Origin of the sequence: Burkholderia sp. AU45388, from assembly GCF_030481585.1 — a bacterium.
In the GTDB taxonomy this organism is placed as follows: domain Bacteria; phylum Pseudomonadota; class Gammaproteobacteria; order Burkholderiales; family Burkholderiaceae; genus Burkholderia; species Burkholderia sola.
Genome location: NZ_JAUJPV010000016.1, coordinates 1 through 15,140 on the forward strand (window position 1 = coordinate 1; position 15,140 = coordinate 15,140).

The following is a 15,140-nucleotide window of genomic DNA, read 5'->3' on the forward strand; positions in this document are numbered from 1 at the left end:
CTGGGGACGCGCCGCGCACGACTGGAAGGCGGCAATGAACCAGTTTGCCATCCTCTACGAAGAACGTTTTGTCCGGCCATCCGTGTGATGCTCAACCCGCCTCGAACACGGAAATTCTGACAGGCCCCGTTCGAGTGACGATCGCGGCCGCGCGCCGCGCCTTTTACCACACGAAACGTAATTTCAAAGCGGTGCCGATAAATCCAGCCAACGGCCCACGGAATCCCGGATTTATCTCACTCCCCATCAGCAACCGTACCCAGCGAGCGCACCCCTGCCTCACCGCCCCTTCCGCCGGCGCTCGATCCACTCGAACACCGCCATCCCGGCCAGCATCGCGACGACGAACCCGATCCCCTTGGCCGACCCGAAGCCGATCGACACGATCGCGGGCCCCGGGCAGAACCCGGCAATCCCCCAGCCGATGCCGAACACGGCGCTTCCGGCGACGAGGCGCACGGTAATCGTCCGGGCGGCCGGCAACTGCATCGGCAGGCCGAGCCACGACCGTGTCCGGCGCTTCGCCCACGCGAACGCGAATACCGCGACGCCGATCGCGCCCGCCATCACGAACGCGAGCGACGGATCCCAGCGGCCCGCCAGGTCGAGAAAACCCAGCACCTTCTGCGGATTGGCCATGCCCGACACGATGAGGCCGATGCCGAACAGCAACCCGGCCAGAAACGCGAATCCTGCCTGCATGTCAGCCTCCCGGCACGTGCAGCCGCACGAAGACGGTCGCGAACCCCGCGACCATGAAAATCGCCGTCGCGACCACCGAACGCAACGCCCCGCGCGATATGCCGCATACGCCGTGACCGCTCGTGCAGCCGCCCGCGTACCGCGTGCCGATCCCCACCAGCAGCCCGGCCGCCAGCAATTCCGGCCAACTGGCGTCGACCTGCGGCGTCCGGCCGCTCCCGGCGAAACGCATCGCGACGGGCGCGGCGATCAACCCGGCGACGAACGCGACACGCCAGCCGCGTGCTGCGTCGCCCGCCGTCAACAAGCCGCCGACGATCCCGCTGATGCCGGCAATCCGGCCGTTGAACGCCACGAGCCACGCGGCGGCAAGCCCGATCAGCACGCCGCCGGCCAGCGACAGCCAAGGCGTGAAATGAAGCGCATCAAACTGCATCGCGCGCCTCCTTCGCGGTCGCCCCGCAAAACTGTTCGTACAGCACGCCCATCACCGCGACCACGGCCGGACTGTCGAGCGAATAGCGGATGGACTTGCCTTCTCGGCGCGTGCGGACTAGCGCGTTGTCCCGCAACACGCCGAGCTGCTGCGACAGCGTCGGTTGACGGATGTCGAGTCGCGCCTCGAGATCGCTCACGCCGCGCTCGCCCTGAGACAGTTCGCACAGCAGCAGCAGCCGGTCGGGATTCGACATCACCTTGAGGAGCGCGCACGCCGATTCGGCGGCGGTGCGCATCTGCTCGGGCCCGGGCAACCCGGCGGGAAAATCGTCGTTCATCGGAGCAGGAATACGATTAAAGAATGAATATTCTATAACTTTATATATTATTTTATTCCGCTGCTTGCCGAATCGGCAGTCCGAGCGCCCTTCCTTCTATCAGGCCTGCTTGCCCACCATCCCGTCGGCAGCCACCGCGCATACCGCACCGGCGCGAACCACGCCGCGCGCCAGCCCTGCAACCGCCGCGATCACGCATGGCGCGGCAACGACGGCGAACGCGGTCGACGGCATTGCGTCACCCGCCATCGATGCGAAGTGAAGGAAGAGTGAAGACGCGGCCCGCCCTGAACCGGGCCGCTTCACCGCGGCGCTGCACGCGTCATGCGCCGTCGCAAGGCCCCGTACCGTCGAGCATCAGCGTGCCGACCCGCGCGGGCACGAGCGGCGTGCGCGGCGCCGGCGGCGTCCAGCCGAACAGCGCCTGCGCGGCCGCGCCGCACACGCGGCCCTGGCATGCGCCCATCCCGCAGCGCGACTGCAGCTTGGCGGCCGTCCAGCCCGGTTCGCGTGCGACCGCATCGAACCGCACGTCTTCGCAACGACACAGCAGCGTGTCGGGCCGCGCGAGCCGGCGGATCGGTTCGCGGATCGCGAAGCGCTCGCGTACCGCATCCGCGAATGCCTGCCAGTGCGCGCGACGTGCGACCAGCGCGGCCAGTTGTACGGTCTGCCCCGTCGCCGCGTATCCGGCGATCTCGCCTTCAACCATCGCCAGCTCGCTGCCGCCGACGCCCGTGCACTCGCCCGCCGCGAAACATCCGTCGCGGCTCGTGCGCTGGTGCGCGTCGACCGCCACCGCGCCGTTTTCGATCCGGCAGCCGAGATGGCGCGGCAACACGGTATTCGGCACGAGGCCGAAGCCGCACGCGAGGCGGTCGCAGTCGACGTCGAATTCGCGATCGCCTTGACGGATCCGCACGCGTTCGAGCCGCTGGTCGCCAAATGCCTCGACGACGTGCGCATCGGGCCGATACGCGGCCGTGACGAGCTTCGCGGCCTGCGCGAGCTTCGACGGCCAGCGCCACAGCCCCGCACCGAAACCCGCCACGTCGCCCCATGCCGCCTGTTCGAGCACGTGCGACACGCGCGCGCCGGCCTGCCGGGCCGTCGCCGCACTCGCCAGCAGCAGCGGCCCGCTGCCCGCGATCACCGTGCGCTGCCCGCGCACGTCGAGCCCGTACTTGATCAGCGCCTGCAAGCCGCCCGCGCCGGTCACGCCCGGCAGGGTCCAGCCCGGAAACGGCAGCAGCAGCTCGCGGGCGCCGCAGCAGAGAATCAGCGTCCGGAAATCGAGCAGCAACCCGCGTTCGTCGTCTTCGAGCAGCAGCGTGCCCGGCTGCGTTTCGGCGACGATGCGCGTCGCCGCGAGATGCGTGACGTTCGGCCGCCGCAGCACGGCGAGGCGTTCGGCGGCGGCCGGCGTCGGTGCGGCCGCGGCCGGCTGTCGCCAGATCTGCCCGCCCGCGCGCGGGTTGTCGTCGACGATCGCAACGGTCGCGCCGCTTCGCGCGGCGGCCCGCGCGGCCGACAGCCCGGCCGGGCCCGCGCCGACGATCGCGACGTCGACGCTCAGTCGTTCCTGTTTCATCGCGTGCGCTCCACCTGCATGCCGTCGCGGCACAGCGTCTGGCACGCCAGCCGGCGCCGGCCGTCGATCGTCATCCGGCATTCCTGGCAGATGCCCATTCCGCAAAACGGCGCGCGCGCCGCACCCGTGCACGACACGCGCGTCGTGTCGTCGCCGCTCGCCGCGACGGCGGCCGCGACGGTCGCGCCGTCGGCCACCGTCAGCGCGCGGCCGTCCAGATGAATGATCATGTCAGCCTCCGCCGGGCCGCCCCAAGGAGGCTGACAACCCACTCGCGAGGCGCCTTGCATGGGACCGGAGTAAGCGCTGAAGCGCCACCTCCGGTCGCCAGCGAACGCAGTGAGCGTAGGGGTCGTTTCATGTCAGCGCTCCGGTGACGAGGGACGCGGTCAGGAAGCGTCCCGGCAAATACGGTTCGATATCGATGGGCGGCCGCTCGCCGGCCATCAGCGCGGCGACGAGCCGCGCGCTGCCCGGCGCGGTCGTCACGCCGAGCCCTTCGTGCCCGACCGCGAGCCACACGCCCGGCCGCGCCGGGTGCTCGCCGAGCAGCGGCAGGCCGTCGGGGCTCGCGCAGCGGAAGCCGGTCCATGCGCGGATGCCGTTCAGGTCGGCCAGATCCGGCAGATAATCGACCGCGCGACGCAGCATGCGCGCGAGCACCGGCGGCTCGACCTGCGCGTCCTCGGTGTCGAACTGGCGCGACGAGCCGATCAGCAGCTGGCCGGTCGGCCGCGGCTGCACGTTGAACGCGACCGAGGTGCCATCGCTGGCGTGCGCGCTCGCCGCATAGCCGAGCTCGACGAGCTGGTGCGACACGTGGCCCGGATAGCGGTCGGTAATCAGCAGATGGCCCTTTTTCGGGCGCAGCGGCAGTTCGGGCAGCAGCGTGCGCGCCGCGACGCCGTTCGCGACGATCACACGCTCCGCGCGCAGCACGTCGCCGCTCGCGAGCGTCACGCTCGGGCCGTCGACCGCGACCGCCCGCTCGCGGCGCAACGTGACGCGCGGCGCGCGCTGCAGCAGCCAGTTCGCGGTGACGGGCGCATAGAGAATCGCATCGCCCGGAATCTTCAGCGCGCCGCCGAGGCCCGCGCGCAGCATCGGCTCCAGTCGCGCGAGCGCCGCCGCATCGATCAACTCGCCGGCCACGCCGTGCGCGCCGAGCGCCGCCTGCTTCGCGCGCGCGAGATCCATCTCGTGCGCATCGGCCGCGAGCCACAGCGTGCCGCAGTTGCGATACGCGCAGCCGTCGGGCATCTCGCCGCTCAACGCGCGCCACAGTTCGATCGAGTAATGGCTCAGCGCGAGCTCGGCCGCGTTGTCGTCCATCGCGACGAGGTGCCCCATGCCCGCGCCGGTCGCGCCGCCGCTCGCGTCGTCGACGACGAGCACGCGCAGCCCGCGCTGCGCGAGTTCGTGCGCGCACGCCGCGCCGACGATGCCGGCGCCGATCACGACGACGTCGGTCTTCGTTTCGCTCACGCCCCGATACCCCAGCCGAACGGATCGTCTTCCTCGATCAGCAGCGTCGCTTCCGCGCTCAGGTGCGCGCTGCCGCGGATCGTCGGCACGATGCCGCCGTCGGCCAGCTCGTAACTTGCATGAAACACGCTGCCGATCACGCTCGCCTGCCGCCACACAGCGCCGGGCGCAAGCTTGCCGTCGGCCGCGAGACACGCGAGCTTCGCGCTCGTGCCGGTGCCGCACGGCGACCGGTCGTACGCGAGGCCCGGGCATAGCACGAAGCTGCGGCTGTCGTGCGCGGGATCGTCGGCGAACAGCTCGATGTGATCGATCTCGCCGCCGTTCGCGCCGGTGATGCCCGCGCGTTCGAGCCCTTCGCGCACGGCCGACGCATATGCGGTGAGCGCCGCGACGTTGTCGCCGGCGACACGCTGCCCGTGGTCGCTGATCAGGAAGAACCAGTTGCCGCCCCACGCGACGTCGCCCTTCACGGGGCCGTATCCCGGCACGTCGAGCGCGACGCCTTGCGCGTGGCGATACGCGGGCACGTTGCGCACGCTGACCGACAGGTCGTCGTGCAGCGTCGCCTCGACGGTGCCGACCGGCGTCTCGATCCGGTGCACGCCGGGCGCGATGCGCCCCATGTGATGCAGCGTGCGCACGACGCCGATCGTGCCGTGCCCGCACATCCCGAGATAGCCGCTATTGTTGAAGAAGATCACGCCGGCCGCCGCGTCGGCCGACACCGGGTCGCACAACAGCGCGCCGACCAGCACGTCGCTGCCGCGCGGCTCGAGGATGCACGCGGTGCGGTAACGGTCGTGCTCGCGCGCGAGCACGTCGCGTCGCTCGGCCATGGTGCCGTTGCCGAGCGACGGAAAGCCGGACACGACGAGCCGAGTGGGTTCGCCGCCCGTGTGCGAATCGATGATCTGGATGCGCTTCATCATGAGCCGTCCGAAGTGGGGAAAGGAGCATAGCTTCCTCCGTCGCGCGTCCGTCCGCTTGTGGCTTTTCGATGAGGACGACGACGAAATCGGCATAGTGCGACGCGCCCTTCGCCCCCCTGCCGGCCGCTGTGCCGATTTCGTCATTTTGCTCCGCGATACGACTCAAGCGTGATGGGCGTTTGCGCGGCGATACTGGTTGCCACACCGACATACCCGTCGGCCGACCGATACGAACGTAGGAGATTTCAGTGAGCCGAAACGCCATTCAGTGGACCGGGGTTTTCCCGGCCGTCAGCACCCAGTTCAAGCCGGACTTTTCCCTCGACATCGACGCCACGCACCGCGTGGTCAAGAACCTGGTGAACGACGGCGTGTCGGGCCTCGTGGTCTGCGGCACGGTCGGCGAAAACACGTCGCTGTCGACGAGCGAGAAGCTCCAGGTGATCGAGGCCGCACGCGACGCGGCCGGCGGCAAGATTCCGGTGATCGCCGGCATCGCCGAATTCACGACCGAATTCGCGCGCAATACGGTGCGCGAAGCGCAGCGCGTCGGCGTCGACGGCGTGATGGTGATGCCCGCGCTCGTCTACTCGGCGAAGCCGCACGAAACCGCCGCGCACTTCCGCGCGGTCGCGACGAGCACCGACCTGCCGGTGATGGTCTACAACAACCCGCCGATCTACAAGAACGACGTGACGCCCGACGTGCTGATCGCGCTGCAGGATTGCGAGAACATCGTCTGCTTCAAGGATTCGTCGGGCGATACGCGCCGCTTCATCGATCTGCGCAATGCGGTCGGCGATCGCTTCGTGCTGTTCGCGGGCCTCGACGACGTCGTGGTCGAGAGCATCGCGGTCGGCGCCGAAGGCTGGGTGTCGGGCATGTCGAACGCGTTCCCGAAGGAAGGCGAGACGCTGTTCCGCCTCGCGAAGCAGAAGCGCTTCGACGAAGCGCTCGCGCTGTATCGCTGGTTCATGCCGCTGCTGCACCTCGACGCACGCCCCGACCTCGTGCAGTGCATCAAGCTGTGCGAGGAACTGGTCGGCCGCGGCAGCGCGGTCACGCGCCCGCCGCGCCTCGCGCTGCAAGGCGACACGCTCGCTGAAGTGAAGGCCATCGTCGCGAAGGCGCTCGACACGCGCCCGGCGCTGCCCGACGTCGGTCTCTGATCGACGCCCCGCGGCGGCGCACGGGTTTGCACCGTGCGTCGCCGTCCGCGGTCCGGCATGGCTCGCGGCCCCGCTCACCCCGGCGCCACCCCACGCAGCGCGTGAACGGGCCGCGGCCCGCCCCGGTCGTTCGAACCGGGCGACGCCGGCCGGCAGGCGTGCGCACTGCTCCGTCGGAGCGCGCGCCACGCGCGCCTGCACCGACATTCCCCCAGGAGACACGCCCATGCCAGGCCAAGGCAATGCACACCCGTCTGTCCCGCTTTCCCGTTCCGCGCGCCCCGGCGCGGGTCACGGCAAGTTCAAGAAACAGCTGTCGCTGACCGATCTCACGTTCATCGGTCTGGGCGCCATTTTCGGTTCGGGGTGGCTGTTCGCCGCGAGTCACGTATCGACGATCGCGGGCCCGGCCGGCATCTTCTCGTGGCTGCTCGGCGGCTTCGCGGTGCTGCTGCTCGGCATCGTCTACTGCGAACTCGGCGCCGCACTGCCGCGCGCGGGCGGCGTGGTGCGCTACCCGGTGTTCTCGCACGGCCCGCTGCTCGGCTACCTGATGGGCTTCATCACGCTGATCGCCTTTTCGAGCCTGATCGCGATCGAAGTCGTCGCCGCGCGCCAGTATGCGGCCGCGTGGTTTCCGGGCCTGACGGTCGAAGGATCGAGCGACCCGACCACCGTCGGCTGGCTCGTGCAGGCCGCGCTGCTCTGCTTCTTCTTTTACCTGAACTATTCGAGCGTGAAGACGTTCGCGAAGGCGAACAACGTCATCAGCGTCTTCAAGTTCATCGTGCCGCTCGCGGTGATCGGCGTGCTGTTCACGTTCTTCAAGCCCGCGAACCTGACCGTGCACGGCTTCGCGCCGTTCGGCATGCCGGGCATCGAGATGGCCGTGTCGGCCGGCGGCATCATTTTCGCGTATCTCGGACTCACGCCGATCGTGTCGGTCGCGAGCGAGGTGCGCAATCCGCAGCGCACGATCCCGATCGCGCTGATCCTGTCGATCCTGCTGTCGACGCTGATCTACGTGCTGCTGCAACTCGCGTTCATCGGCAGCATTCCCACCGACATGCTCGCCGCCGGCTGGCACGACGTGAGCAAGGCGTTCTCGCTGCCGTACCGCGACATCGCGCTTGCGCTCGGCGTCGGCTGGCTCGCGGTGATGGTCGTCGCCGACGCGATGATCTCGCCGAGCGGCTGCGGCAACATCTACATGAATGCGACGCCGCGCGTGGTCTACGGCTGGGCGAAGACGGGCACGTTCTTCAAGGTGTTCACGCGCGTCGACGAAGCGTCGGGCATCCCGCGCGCGGGCCTGTGGCTCACGTTCGGCCTCGCGATCTTCTGGACACTGCCGTTCCCGTCGTGGGAAGCGCTGATCAACATCGTGTCGGCCGCGCTGGTGCTGAGCTATGCGGTCGCGCCCGTGTCGGTCGCCGCGTTGCGCCGCACCGCGCCCGAGCTGCCGCGGCCGTTCCGCGCCAGCGCGTTCGGCCTCACCGGCCCCGCGTCGTTCGTGATCGCCGCGCTGATCGTCTACTGGTCGGGCTGGAGCACGGTGTCCTGGCTGCTCGGGCTGCAGATCGCGATGTTCGTCATCTATCTCGCGTGCCGCCGCTGGGTGCCGACCGCGCACCTGAGCCTCGCCGAGCAGGTGCGTTCGTCCGCGTGGCTGATCGCGTTCTATGCGGCGATGATCGTGCTGTCGTATCTCGGCGGCTTCGGCGGCACGGGCCGGCTCGCGCATCCGTACGACACGGTCGTCGTCGCGGCCGTCGCGCTCGTCATCTACTACTGGGGCGCGAATACCGGCGTGCGCGCCGACAAGCTGCAACTCGACGACGACGAGGACTGACGCGCCCGCGCACTTTTCCCGTCCTTTTCCCCTTCCATCGGCCGGGCGCACCACGCCCGGCCCTGCTTTTTTCCGAGGAAAACCATGCAACTCACAGGTCAGCTCCTGATCGGCCAGTCGGCCGTCGCCGGACAGAACGGCACCCTCCACGCGCTCGCCGCCGCCACCGGCGAACCGCTCGACCCCGCGTTCGGCGGCGCGAGCCTGCACGATCTGGAAACGGCGTGCGCGCTCGCCGACGACGCGTTCGACACATATCGCGAAACGTCGCTCGAAGCGCGCGCCGCGTTCCTCGACGCGATCGGCCGCCGCATCATGGCGCTCGGCGACGACCTGATCGAGCGCTGCGTCGTCGAAACGGGGCTGCCGCGTGCGCGCATCGAAGGCGAACGCGGCCGCACGGTCGGCCAGCTCGCGCTGTTCGCGTCGCTGGTGCGGGACGGCGGCTTTCTGGACGCGCGGATCGACCCGGCGCGCCCCGAGCGCAAGCCGCTGCCGCGCGTCGACCTGCGCCTGCGCAACGTCGCGGTCGGGCCGGTGGCCGTGTTCGGCGCGTCGAACTTCCCGCTCGCGTTCTCGGTGGCCGGCGGCGACACGGCGTCGGCGCTGGCGGCCGGCTGCCCGGTGATCGTCAAGGCGCATTCGGCGCATCCGGGCACGTCGGAACTCGTCGGCCGCGCGATCCAGCAGGCCGCGCGCGAATGCGGGATGCCGGCCGGCGTGTTCTCGCTGCTGTTCGACGCGTCGCGCGAGATCGGCCAGGCCCTCGTCGCCGACCCGCGCATCAAGGCCGTCGGTTTCACCGGCTCGCGCCGCGGCGGCGTGGCGCTGATGCATATCGCGGCGGCGCGAGCCGAGCCGATTCCGGTCTACGCGGAAATGAGCTCGATCAATCCCGTGCTGCTGTGTCCCGCCGCGCTGGAGGCCCGTCACGACACCATCGCACCGCAGTTCGTCGCGTCGCTCACGCTCGGCGCCGGCCAGTTCTGCACGAATCCGGGCCTCGTGCTCGCGGTCGACGGCCCCGCGCTGCGCGCGTTCGAAGCCGCGGCGGCCGACGCCGTGCGTACCGTAGCCGCGCAGACGATGCTGACTCCGGCCATCCACGCGAGCTATGCGCTAGGCGTCGCGGCGCTGCGCGATCACGCGGCCGTCGAACTGTTGGCCGAAGGCGTCGGAGGCGGCCCCCATCAGGCCCGCGCGGCGCTGTTCGCCACCTCCGCCGACGCGTTCATCGCCCACCCCGAACTGCGCGACGAAATGTTCGGCCCCGCGTCGCTGATCGTGCGCTGCCCGGACGCCGACACGTTGCATCGCGTGCTGAAATCGCTCGAAGGCCAGTTGACGATCGCCGCGCATCTCGCCGACGGCGACGCGGCGCTGTTCGCCGCGCTGCGTCCGACGCTCGAACGCAAGGCCGGCCGCATTCTCGTGAACGGCTTCGGCACGGGCGTCGAAGTCGGCCACGCGATGGTGCACGGCGGCCCGTTCCCGGCGACGTCCGACACACGCACGACGTCCGTCGGCGCGCGCGCGATCGAGCGCTTCCTGCGCCCCGTGTCGTACCAGGACGTACCGGACGCGCTGCTGCCGGACGCGCTCCGCAGCAGCAATCCGCTGCACGTGCCGCAACGCATCGACGGCGTGCCCGCCGCGCGCGAGGTGGAGCATGTCTGAGCACACCGCCGAAGTCGTGCTGTCGCTCGACGAAGTCCACGCGCTCGCGCTGCGCGTGCTGACGCACCACGGGATGTCCGACGCGCACGCGCGGGCCATCGCCAACGTGATCACGCAGGGTCAGCGCGACGAATGCCATTCGCACGGCGTGTACCGGCTGCTCGTCTGCGTGCGCTCGCTGAAGAAAGGCAAGGTCGATCCGCAGGCCGTGCCGACGTTGCGCAAGCTGTCGTCGTCGATCGTCGCGGTCGACGCGCATCGCGGCTTCTCGCTGCTGAGCTTCGAAACCGGGCTGCCCGTGCTCGTCGAGATGACGAAGCAGCACGGCATCGCCGCGATGACGATCAACCGCTGCTACCACTTCTCCGCGCTGTGGCCCGAGGTCGAGGCGATCGCGGCCGAAGGGCTGGTCGGCATCGCGATGAACCCGAGCCATAGCTGGGTCGCGCCGGAAGGCGGCCGCGAACCGGTGTTCGGCACCAACCCGATCGCGTTCGCGTGGCCGCGCCCGGGCGGCGAGCCGTTCGTGTTCGATTTCGCGACGAGCGCGATCGCACGCGGCGACATCGAACTGCACGCGAAACAGGGCAAGGCGATTCCGGCGCACTGGGCGATCGACGCGGACGGCCAGCCGACCACCGACCCGAAGGCCGCGCTGCAAGGCGCGATGCGCACGTTCGGCGGCCACAAGGGCTCGGCGCTCGCGGCGATGGTCGAGCTGCTCGGCGGCGCGCTGATCGGCGACATGACGAGCCGGGAATCGATGGACTTCGACGAAGGCGTCGGCGCGACGCCGTGCCACGGCGAACTCGTGATCGCGTTCGATCCGAAGGTGTTTCTCGGCGACGATCTCGACGCGGGGCTCGCGCGCGGCGAGCGGATGTTCGAATCGATCGTCGCGCAGGGCGCGCGGCTGCCGTCGCAACGGCGCTTCGACGCCCGCGCGCGCAGCATCGCGAACGGCGTGCGGATTCCGAAGCCGCTATACGACGAGATCCTGACGCTGCTCGACTGACGCGCGATCGAGCGGCGCGACGCGGCTCCGTCGTCGGGGCAACCGGCGATGAAGCCGCCGCCCGGTTGCGCCGGGGATGGCCTGCGTCGGGCCGCTACCTGCTTGGTGGGCTTGCTGGCCTTGCTGGCCTTGCTGGCCTTGGGGGCCTTGGGGACCTTGGGGACCTTGGGGGGCCTTGGGGCCTCGGTGCACTCGGCCGCCCCACCCGCGCCGCTCGCCCGCTCCCGCCGCCGCCGCCGCGGGCCCGGCGGCTGTGGGATAATCGTGGAGTTTGCCCAGGGCGCAGCTCAAGAGGTTGTTCGCACGGGCGCGAGAGAGGCCTTTATTCCGGTGCCTCCACCCTTTTCCCGCGATATTTCTTCAGCCATCACCATGCCCACTTACCGTTCCAAAACCTCCACCGCCGGCCGCAACATGGCAGGTGCGCGCTCGCTGTGGCGCGCCACCGGCATGAAAGACGACGATTTCTCGAAACCGATCATCGCGGTCGTCAACTCGTTCACGCAATTCGTGCCCGGGCACGTGCACCTGAAGGATCTCGGCCAGCTCGTCGCGCGCGAAATCGAGGCCGCAGGCGGCGTCGCGAAGGAATTCAACACGATCGCGGTCGACGACGGCATCGCGATGGGCCACGACGGCATGCTCTATTCGCTGCCGAGCCGCGACATCATCGCCGACTCGGTCGAATACATGGTGAACGCGCACTGCGCGGACGCGATGGTGTGCATCTCGAACTGCGACAAGATCACGCCGGGGATGCTGATGGCCGCGATGCGCCTGAACATCCCGGTGATCTTCGTGTCGGGCGGCCCGATGGAAGCCGGCAAGACGCGCCTCGCGAACCCGGTCACCAAAGCCATCGAACTGAAGAAGCTCGACCTCGTCGACGCGATGGTGATCGCGGCCGACCAGTCGTATTCGGACGCCGACGTCGCCGAAGTCGAACGCTCGGCGTGCCCGACCTGCGGCTCGTGCTCGGGCATGTTCACCGCGAACTCGATGAACTGCCTGACCGAAGCGCTCGGCCTGTCGCTGCCCGGCAACGGCACGGTGGTCGCCACCCACGCCGACCGCGAACAACTGTTCAAGCGCGCCGGCCGCCGCATCGTCGAACTGACGCGCCAGCATTACGAGCAGGACGACGAACGCGTGCTGCCGCGCTCGGTCGGCTTCAAGGCATTCGAGAACGCGATGACGCTCGACATCGCGATGGGCGGCTCGACCAACACGATCCTGCACCTGCTGGCGATCGCGCGCGAAGCCGGCATCGACTTCACGATGAAGGACATCGACCGCCTGTCGCGCATCGTGCCGCAGCTGTGCAAGGTCGCGCCGAACACGAACAAGTACCACATCGAGGACGTGCACCGCGCCGGCGGCATCATGGCGATCCTCGGCGAACTGGACCGCGCCGGCAAGCTGCACACCGACGTGCCGACCGTGCACGCGCCGACGCTGAAGGATGCGCTCGACCAGTGGGACATCGTCCGCACGCAGGACGAAGCGGTCCGCACGTTCTATCAGGCCGGCCCGGCCGGGATTCCGACGCAGGTCGCGTTCAGCCAGAACACGCGCTGGCCGAGCCTCGACCTCGACCGCGCCGAAGGCTGCATCCGCTCGTACGAACATGCGTTCTCGAAGGAAGGCGGCCTCGCGGTGCTGACGGGCAACATCGCGCTCGACGGCTGCGTGGTGAAGACGGCCGGCGTCGACGAAAGCATCCTCGTGTTCGAAGGCTCGGCGCACGTGACCGAATCGCAGGACGAAGCGGTCGAGAACATCCTGAACGACAAGGTCAAGGCCGGCGACGTGGTGATCGTGCGCTACGAAGGCCCGAAGGGCGGCCCGGGCATGCAGGAGATGCTCTACCCGACCAGCTACATCAAGTCGAAGGGGCTCGGCAAGGCGTGCGCGCTGCTGACGGACGGCCGTTTCTCGGGCGGTACGTCGGGTCTGTCGATCGGCCACTGCTCGCCCGAAGCGGCAGCGGGCGGCGCGATCGGCCTCGTGCGCGACGGCGACCGGATCCGCATCGACATTCCGAACCGCACGATCGACGTGCTCGTGTCGGACGAGGAACTGGCGCGCCGCCGCGACGAGCAGAACGCGAAGGGCTGGAAGCCGGCGCAGCCGCGTCCGCGCAAGGTGTCCGCAGCGCTGAAGGCGTACGCGAAGCTCGTCATGTCGGCCGACAAGGGCGCGGTGCGCGATCTGTCGCTGCTCGACGACTGACGCGTGACGGCCGGTCGTGCGAACGGCCTGCCCCGCCCGATCGCAAAGCCGCTCTCCGGAGCGGCTTTTTTTCGTCCGGAGCCCGGCGCGCCCGCGGCGCCGGCGCGATCAGTGCCGGGGTTCGTCCGGGCCGCCGCCGTGGTTACCGCCGCCGTTTCCGCCGCCCTGCGGCCGCGCATAACCGTCGCCGCCCCTGCCGCCCTGCCGCACCGGTGGCATCGTGCGGACCTCGCCGCCCGGCGCGGGCGGCGGGCGCAGCACGGCCGGCGGCGGACCGGCGGGACGCGCATTGCCCGCGCCACCCGGCATCGGCGTCGGCGCGGGCGCCGGACTGGCCGGTCGCGCATTGCCGGCCCCGCCCGGCATCGGCGTCGGCGCGGCCGGCGGCGGCATGCGGTTCGCACCGTTCCAGCCGCCGCGCGTCGCCGACGGCCGCGTGTCATGCACGGGCGGCGGCCCGCCCGGCGCGACCTGCATCGGCGCGCCCGGTTGCGGACGCCCTTGCCCAGGCGGCATGCCTCCTGGGCCGAGCCTCGGCTCGGGACGATGCGCCCACCGATCGCGCTCGGGATACCACGGGCGGTGCCGGTAATAGCGATCCCAATACGCGCCGATCGCGAATCCGGTCACCGGCACGCCGATGATCGCGCCGTACTCGAGCAACGGCACGTAGCTGCCCTGGTACGGATAGTCGAGCAACTGCGCATCGATCCAGCCGCGCACGCCCGGCAGCGCGACGTCGCACCACGTGTAGTCGCTCAGGCAGCCGAATACGTCCAGCGCGGTGCCGGGCGGAATCTGCGCGACCACCGGATAATCGGGCGCCGGCCCCGCAAACAACTCGGCCGGCGAGTTCGTGTAAGCGCTGCTCTGCGCATCGGCCACGCCCGGCGCGGCCACCAGGCCGGCCAGGACGACACACAGACTTCGGATAATCGTGTTCCTCATGATGCTCTCCCGCGCAGCGCCGCCGCGCGCCGGTCAGTGTCGATGGCCGCCGCCCCAATGGCCACCACCCCCGCGGCCCCCGCCCCAATGCCCGCCGCCCCACGGACGATGCCAGTAGCCACCTCGCCCGCCCCAGTATCCGCCACCGCCCCAGCGGCCCCAGAAGCCGATCGTCACGGGCGGCCCGTACCAGCCGGAGTAGTACGCCGGGTAGTAATACGGATACGGCGGCGGCACGTAGGCCGGGGCGACATACACCGGCACCGCCGTGCCGGCGTCGACCTGCGCCTGCGGCACGGTCGACGGGGGTGGACCGGGCGCAGTCGGTGCGGCCGGAATCTCGCGCTGCGTCACCGTGGCGGGCACCGGCGCGTAATAAGGTGCATAACCATAAGGGCTCGTGTAGTAGCAGCCGCCAAGCGTCAATGCGGCCAGCGCGACGACGGCGGGCCTCGCGGCGGAAATCGGGTTCATCTCGTACTCCGGCAGAATCGGCGCGCCGCCGCCGGGCGCGCGCGTCACTCTAGCTTACGTCCGCTGCAGATTTCCGCGCGTATGATCGGTTACTTTTTGTTTCCTGCTCCGGAAGGCTGCGCGGGCACGCCGCGTGCTGGCCCGTCCGCGGCGCCGGCGTTGAAGTTGGCGCAAATGCCCTCAACTTGAACGATGTCGGGCTGACCGGCGCGGACGGGCGTCCGCGACCCACCGGCACCCGCAAACCGGCGAGCTTCGGCCCGCCCTGACAGGAACGCGGCTCGCGC

General features: G+C 69.9%; 15 protein-coding genes. 5 read left to right on the forward strand and 10 right to left on the reverse strand.

Annotated elements, in window-relative coordinates; translation table 11 throughout:
* Window positions 1-279: 279 nt before the first annotated feature.
* The 8 genes from QZM72_RS23170 to QZM72_RS23205 form a co-directional block, all read right to left on the reverse strand.
* Window positions 280-702 carry a DUF6691 family protein gene (locus QZM72_RS23170; protein ID WP_301739336.1) on the reverse strand — a complete coding sequence of 141 codons (423 nt, stop codon included), beginning with the start codon at window positions 700-702 and terminating at the stop codon, window positions 280-282.
* A 1-nt stretch (window position 703) separates the two neighbouring features.
* The gene (locus tag QZM72_RS23175) at window positions 704-1,138 is read right to left on the reverse strand and encodes a YeeE/YedE family protein (RefSeq protein WP_301739337.1); all 435 of its coding nucleotides are present in this window, start codon (window positions 1,136-1,138) and stop codon (window positions 704-706) included.
* Entirely contained in the window at window positions 1,128-1,478 is a 351-nt protein-coding gene (locus QZM72_RS23180) for a helix-turn-helix transcriptional regulator (RefSeq protein ID WP_301739338.1), read from the reverse strand. The genes QZM72_RS23175 and QZM72_RS23180 overlap by 11 nt, the downstream gene beginning before the upstream one ends.
* A gap of 99 nt (window positions 1,479-1,577) precedes the next feature.
* The gene (locus QZM72_RS23185; protein ID WP_301739339.1) at window positions 1,578-1,712 is read right to left on the reverse strand and encodes a hypothetical protein; all 135 of its coding nucleotides are present in this window, start codon (window positions 1,710-1,712) and stop codon (window positions 1,578-1,580) included.
* Between the two features lie 88 nt (window positions 1,713-1,800).
* On the reverse strand, window positions 1,801-3,069 hold the full coding sequence (locus QZM72_RS23190) for an FAD/NAD(P)-binding oxidoreductase (protein WP_301739340.1): 1,269 nt from the start codon (window positions 3,067-3,069) through the stop codon (window positions 1,801-1,803).
* Window positions 3,066-3,299 carry a 2Fe-2S iron-sulfur cluster-binding protein gene (locus tag QZM72_RS23195; protein ID WP_012338331.1) on the reverse strand — a complete coding sequence of 78 codons (234 nt, stop codon included), beginning with the start codon at window positions 3,297-3,299 and terminating at the stop codon, window positions 3,066-3,068. The genes QZM72_RS23190 and QZM72_RS23195 overlap by 4 nt, the downstream gene beginning before the upstream one ends.
* Before the next feature lie 127 nt (window positions 3,300-3,426).
* Window positions 3,427-4,554 (reverse strand): FAD-binding oxidoreductase, encoded by a 1,128-nt coding sequence (locus tag QZM72_RS23200; RefSeq protein ID WP_301739341.1) that lies wholly within the window; start codon window positions 4,552-4,554, stop codon window positions 3,427-3,429.
* Window positions 4,551-5,483 carry a 4-hydroxyproline epimerase gene (locus QZM72_RS23205; protein WP_301739402.1) on the reverse strand — a complete coding sequence of 311 codons (933 nt, stop codon included), beginning with the start codon at window positions 5,481-5,483 and terminating at the stop codon, window positions 4,551-4,553. The genes QZM72_RS23200 and QZM72_RS23205 overlap by 4 nt, the downstream gene beginning before the upstream one ends.
* Before the next feature lie 251 nt (window positions 5,484-5,734).
* Here QZM72_RS23205 and QZM72_RS23210 point away from each other — a divergent pair, with 251 nt between their 5' ends.
* The 5 genes from QZM72_RS23210 to ilvD all read left to right on the forward strand — a co-directional run bounded on the left by QZM72_RS23210 (window position 5,735) and on the right by ilvD (window position 13,431).
* Window positions 5,735-6,655 (forward strand): dihydrodipicolinate synthase family protein, encoded by a 921-nt coding sequence (locus QZM72_RS23210; protein ID WP_089469594.1) that lies wholly within the window; start codon window positions 5,735-5,737, stop codon window positions 6,653-6,655.
* 226 nt (window positions 6,656-6,881) lie between these two features.
* Complete coding sequence (locus QZM72_RS23215; protein WP_301739342.1) at window positions 6,882-8,507, forward strand: APC family permease; 1,626 nt, start codon at window positions 6,882-6,884, stop codon at window positions 8,505-8,507.
* An 84-nt stretch (window positions 8,508-8,591) separates the two neighbouring features.
* The gene (locus QZM72_RS23220; protein ID WP_301739343.1) at window positions 8,592-10,184 is read left to right on the forward strand and encodes an aldehyde dehydrogenase (NADP(+)); all 1,593 of its coding nucleotides are present in this window, start codon (window positions 8,592-8,594) and stop codon (window positions 10,182-10,184) included.
* Entirely contained in the window at window positions 10,177-11,199 is a 1,023-nt protein-coding gene (locus QZM72_RS23225; protein ID WP_089469591.1) for an Ldh family oxidoreductase, read from the forward strand. The genes QZM72_RS23220 and QZM72_RS23225 overlap by 8 nt, the downstream gene beginning before the upstream one ends.
* A 372-nt stretch (window positions 11,200-11,571) precedes the next feature.
* Entirely contained in the window at window positions 11,572-13,431 is a 1,860-nt protein-coding gene (ilvD, locus tag QZM72_RS23230) for a dihydroxy-acid dehydratase (RefSeq protein ID WP_089469590.1), read from the forward strand.
* 108 nt (window positions 13,432-13,539) lie between these two features.
* Here the strand turns inward: ilvD and QZM72_RS23235 are convergent, their stop codons facing one another.
* A complete protein-coding gene (locus QZM72_RS23235) occupies window positions 13,540-14,379 on the reverse strand; it encodes an SH3 domain-containing protein (protein WP_301739344.1) in 840 nt (279 codons plus the stop codon).
* A 33-nt stretch (window positions 14,380-14,412) separates the two neighbouring features.
* The gene (locus QZM72_RS23240; protein ID WP_089469588.1) at window positions 14,413-14,853 is read right to left on the reverse strand and encodes a hypothetical protein; all 441 of its coding nucleotides are present in this window, start codon (window positions 14,851-14,853) and stop codon (window positions 14,413-14,415) included.
* Between the last annotated feature and the right edge of the window lie 287 nt (window positions 14,854-15,140).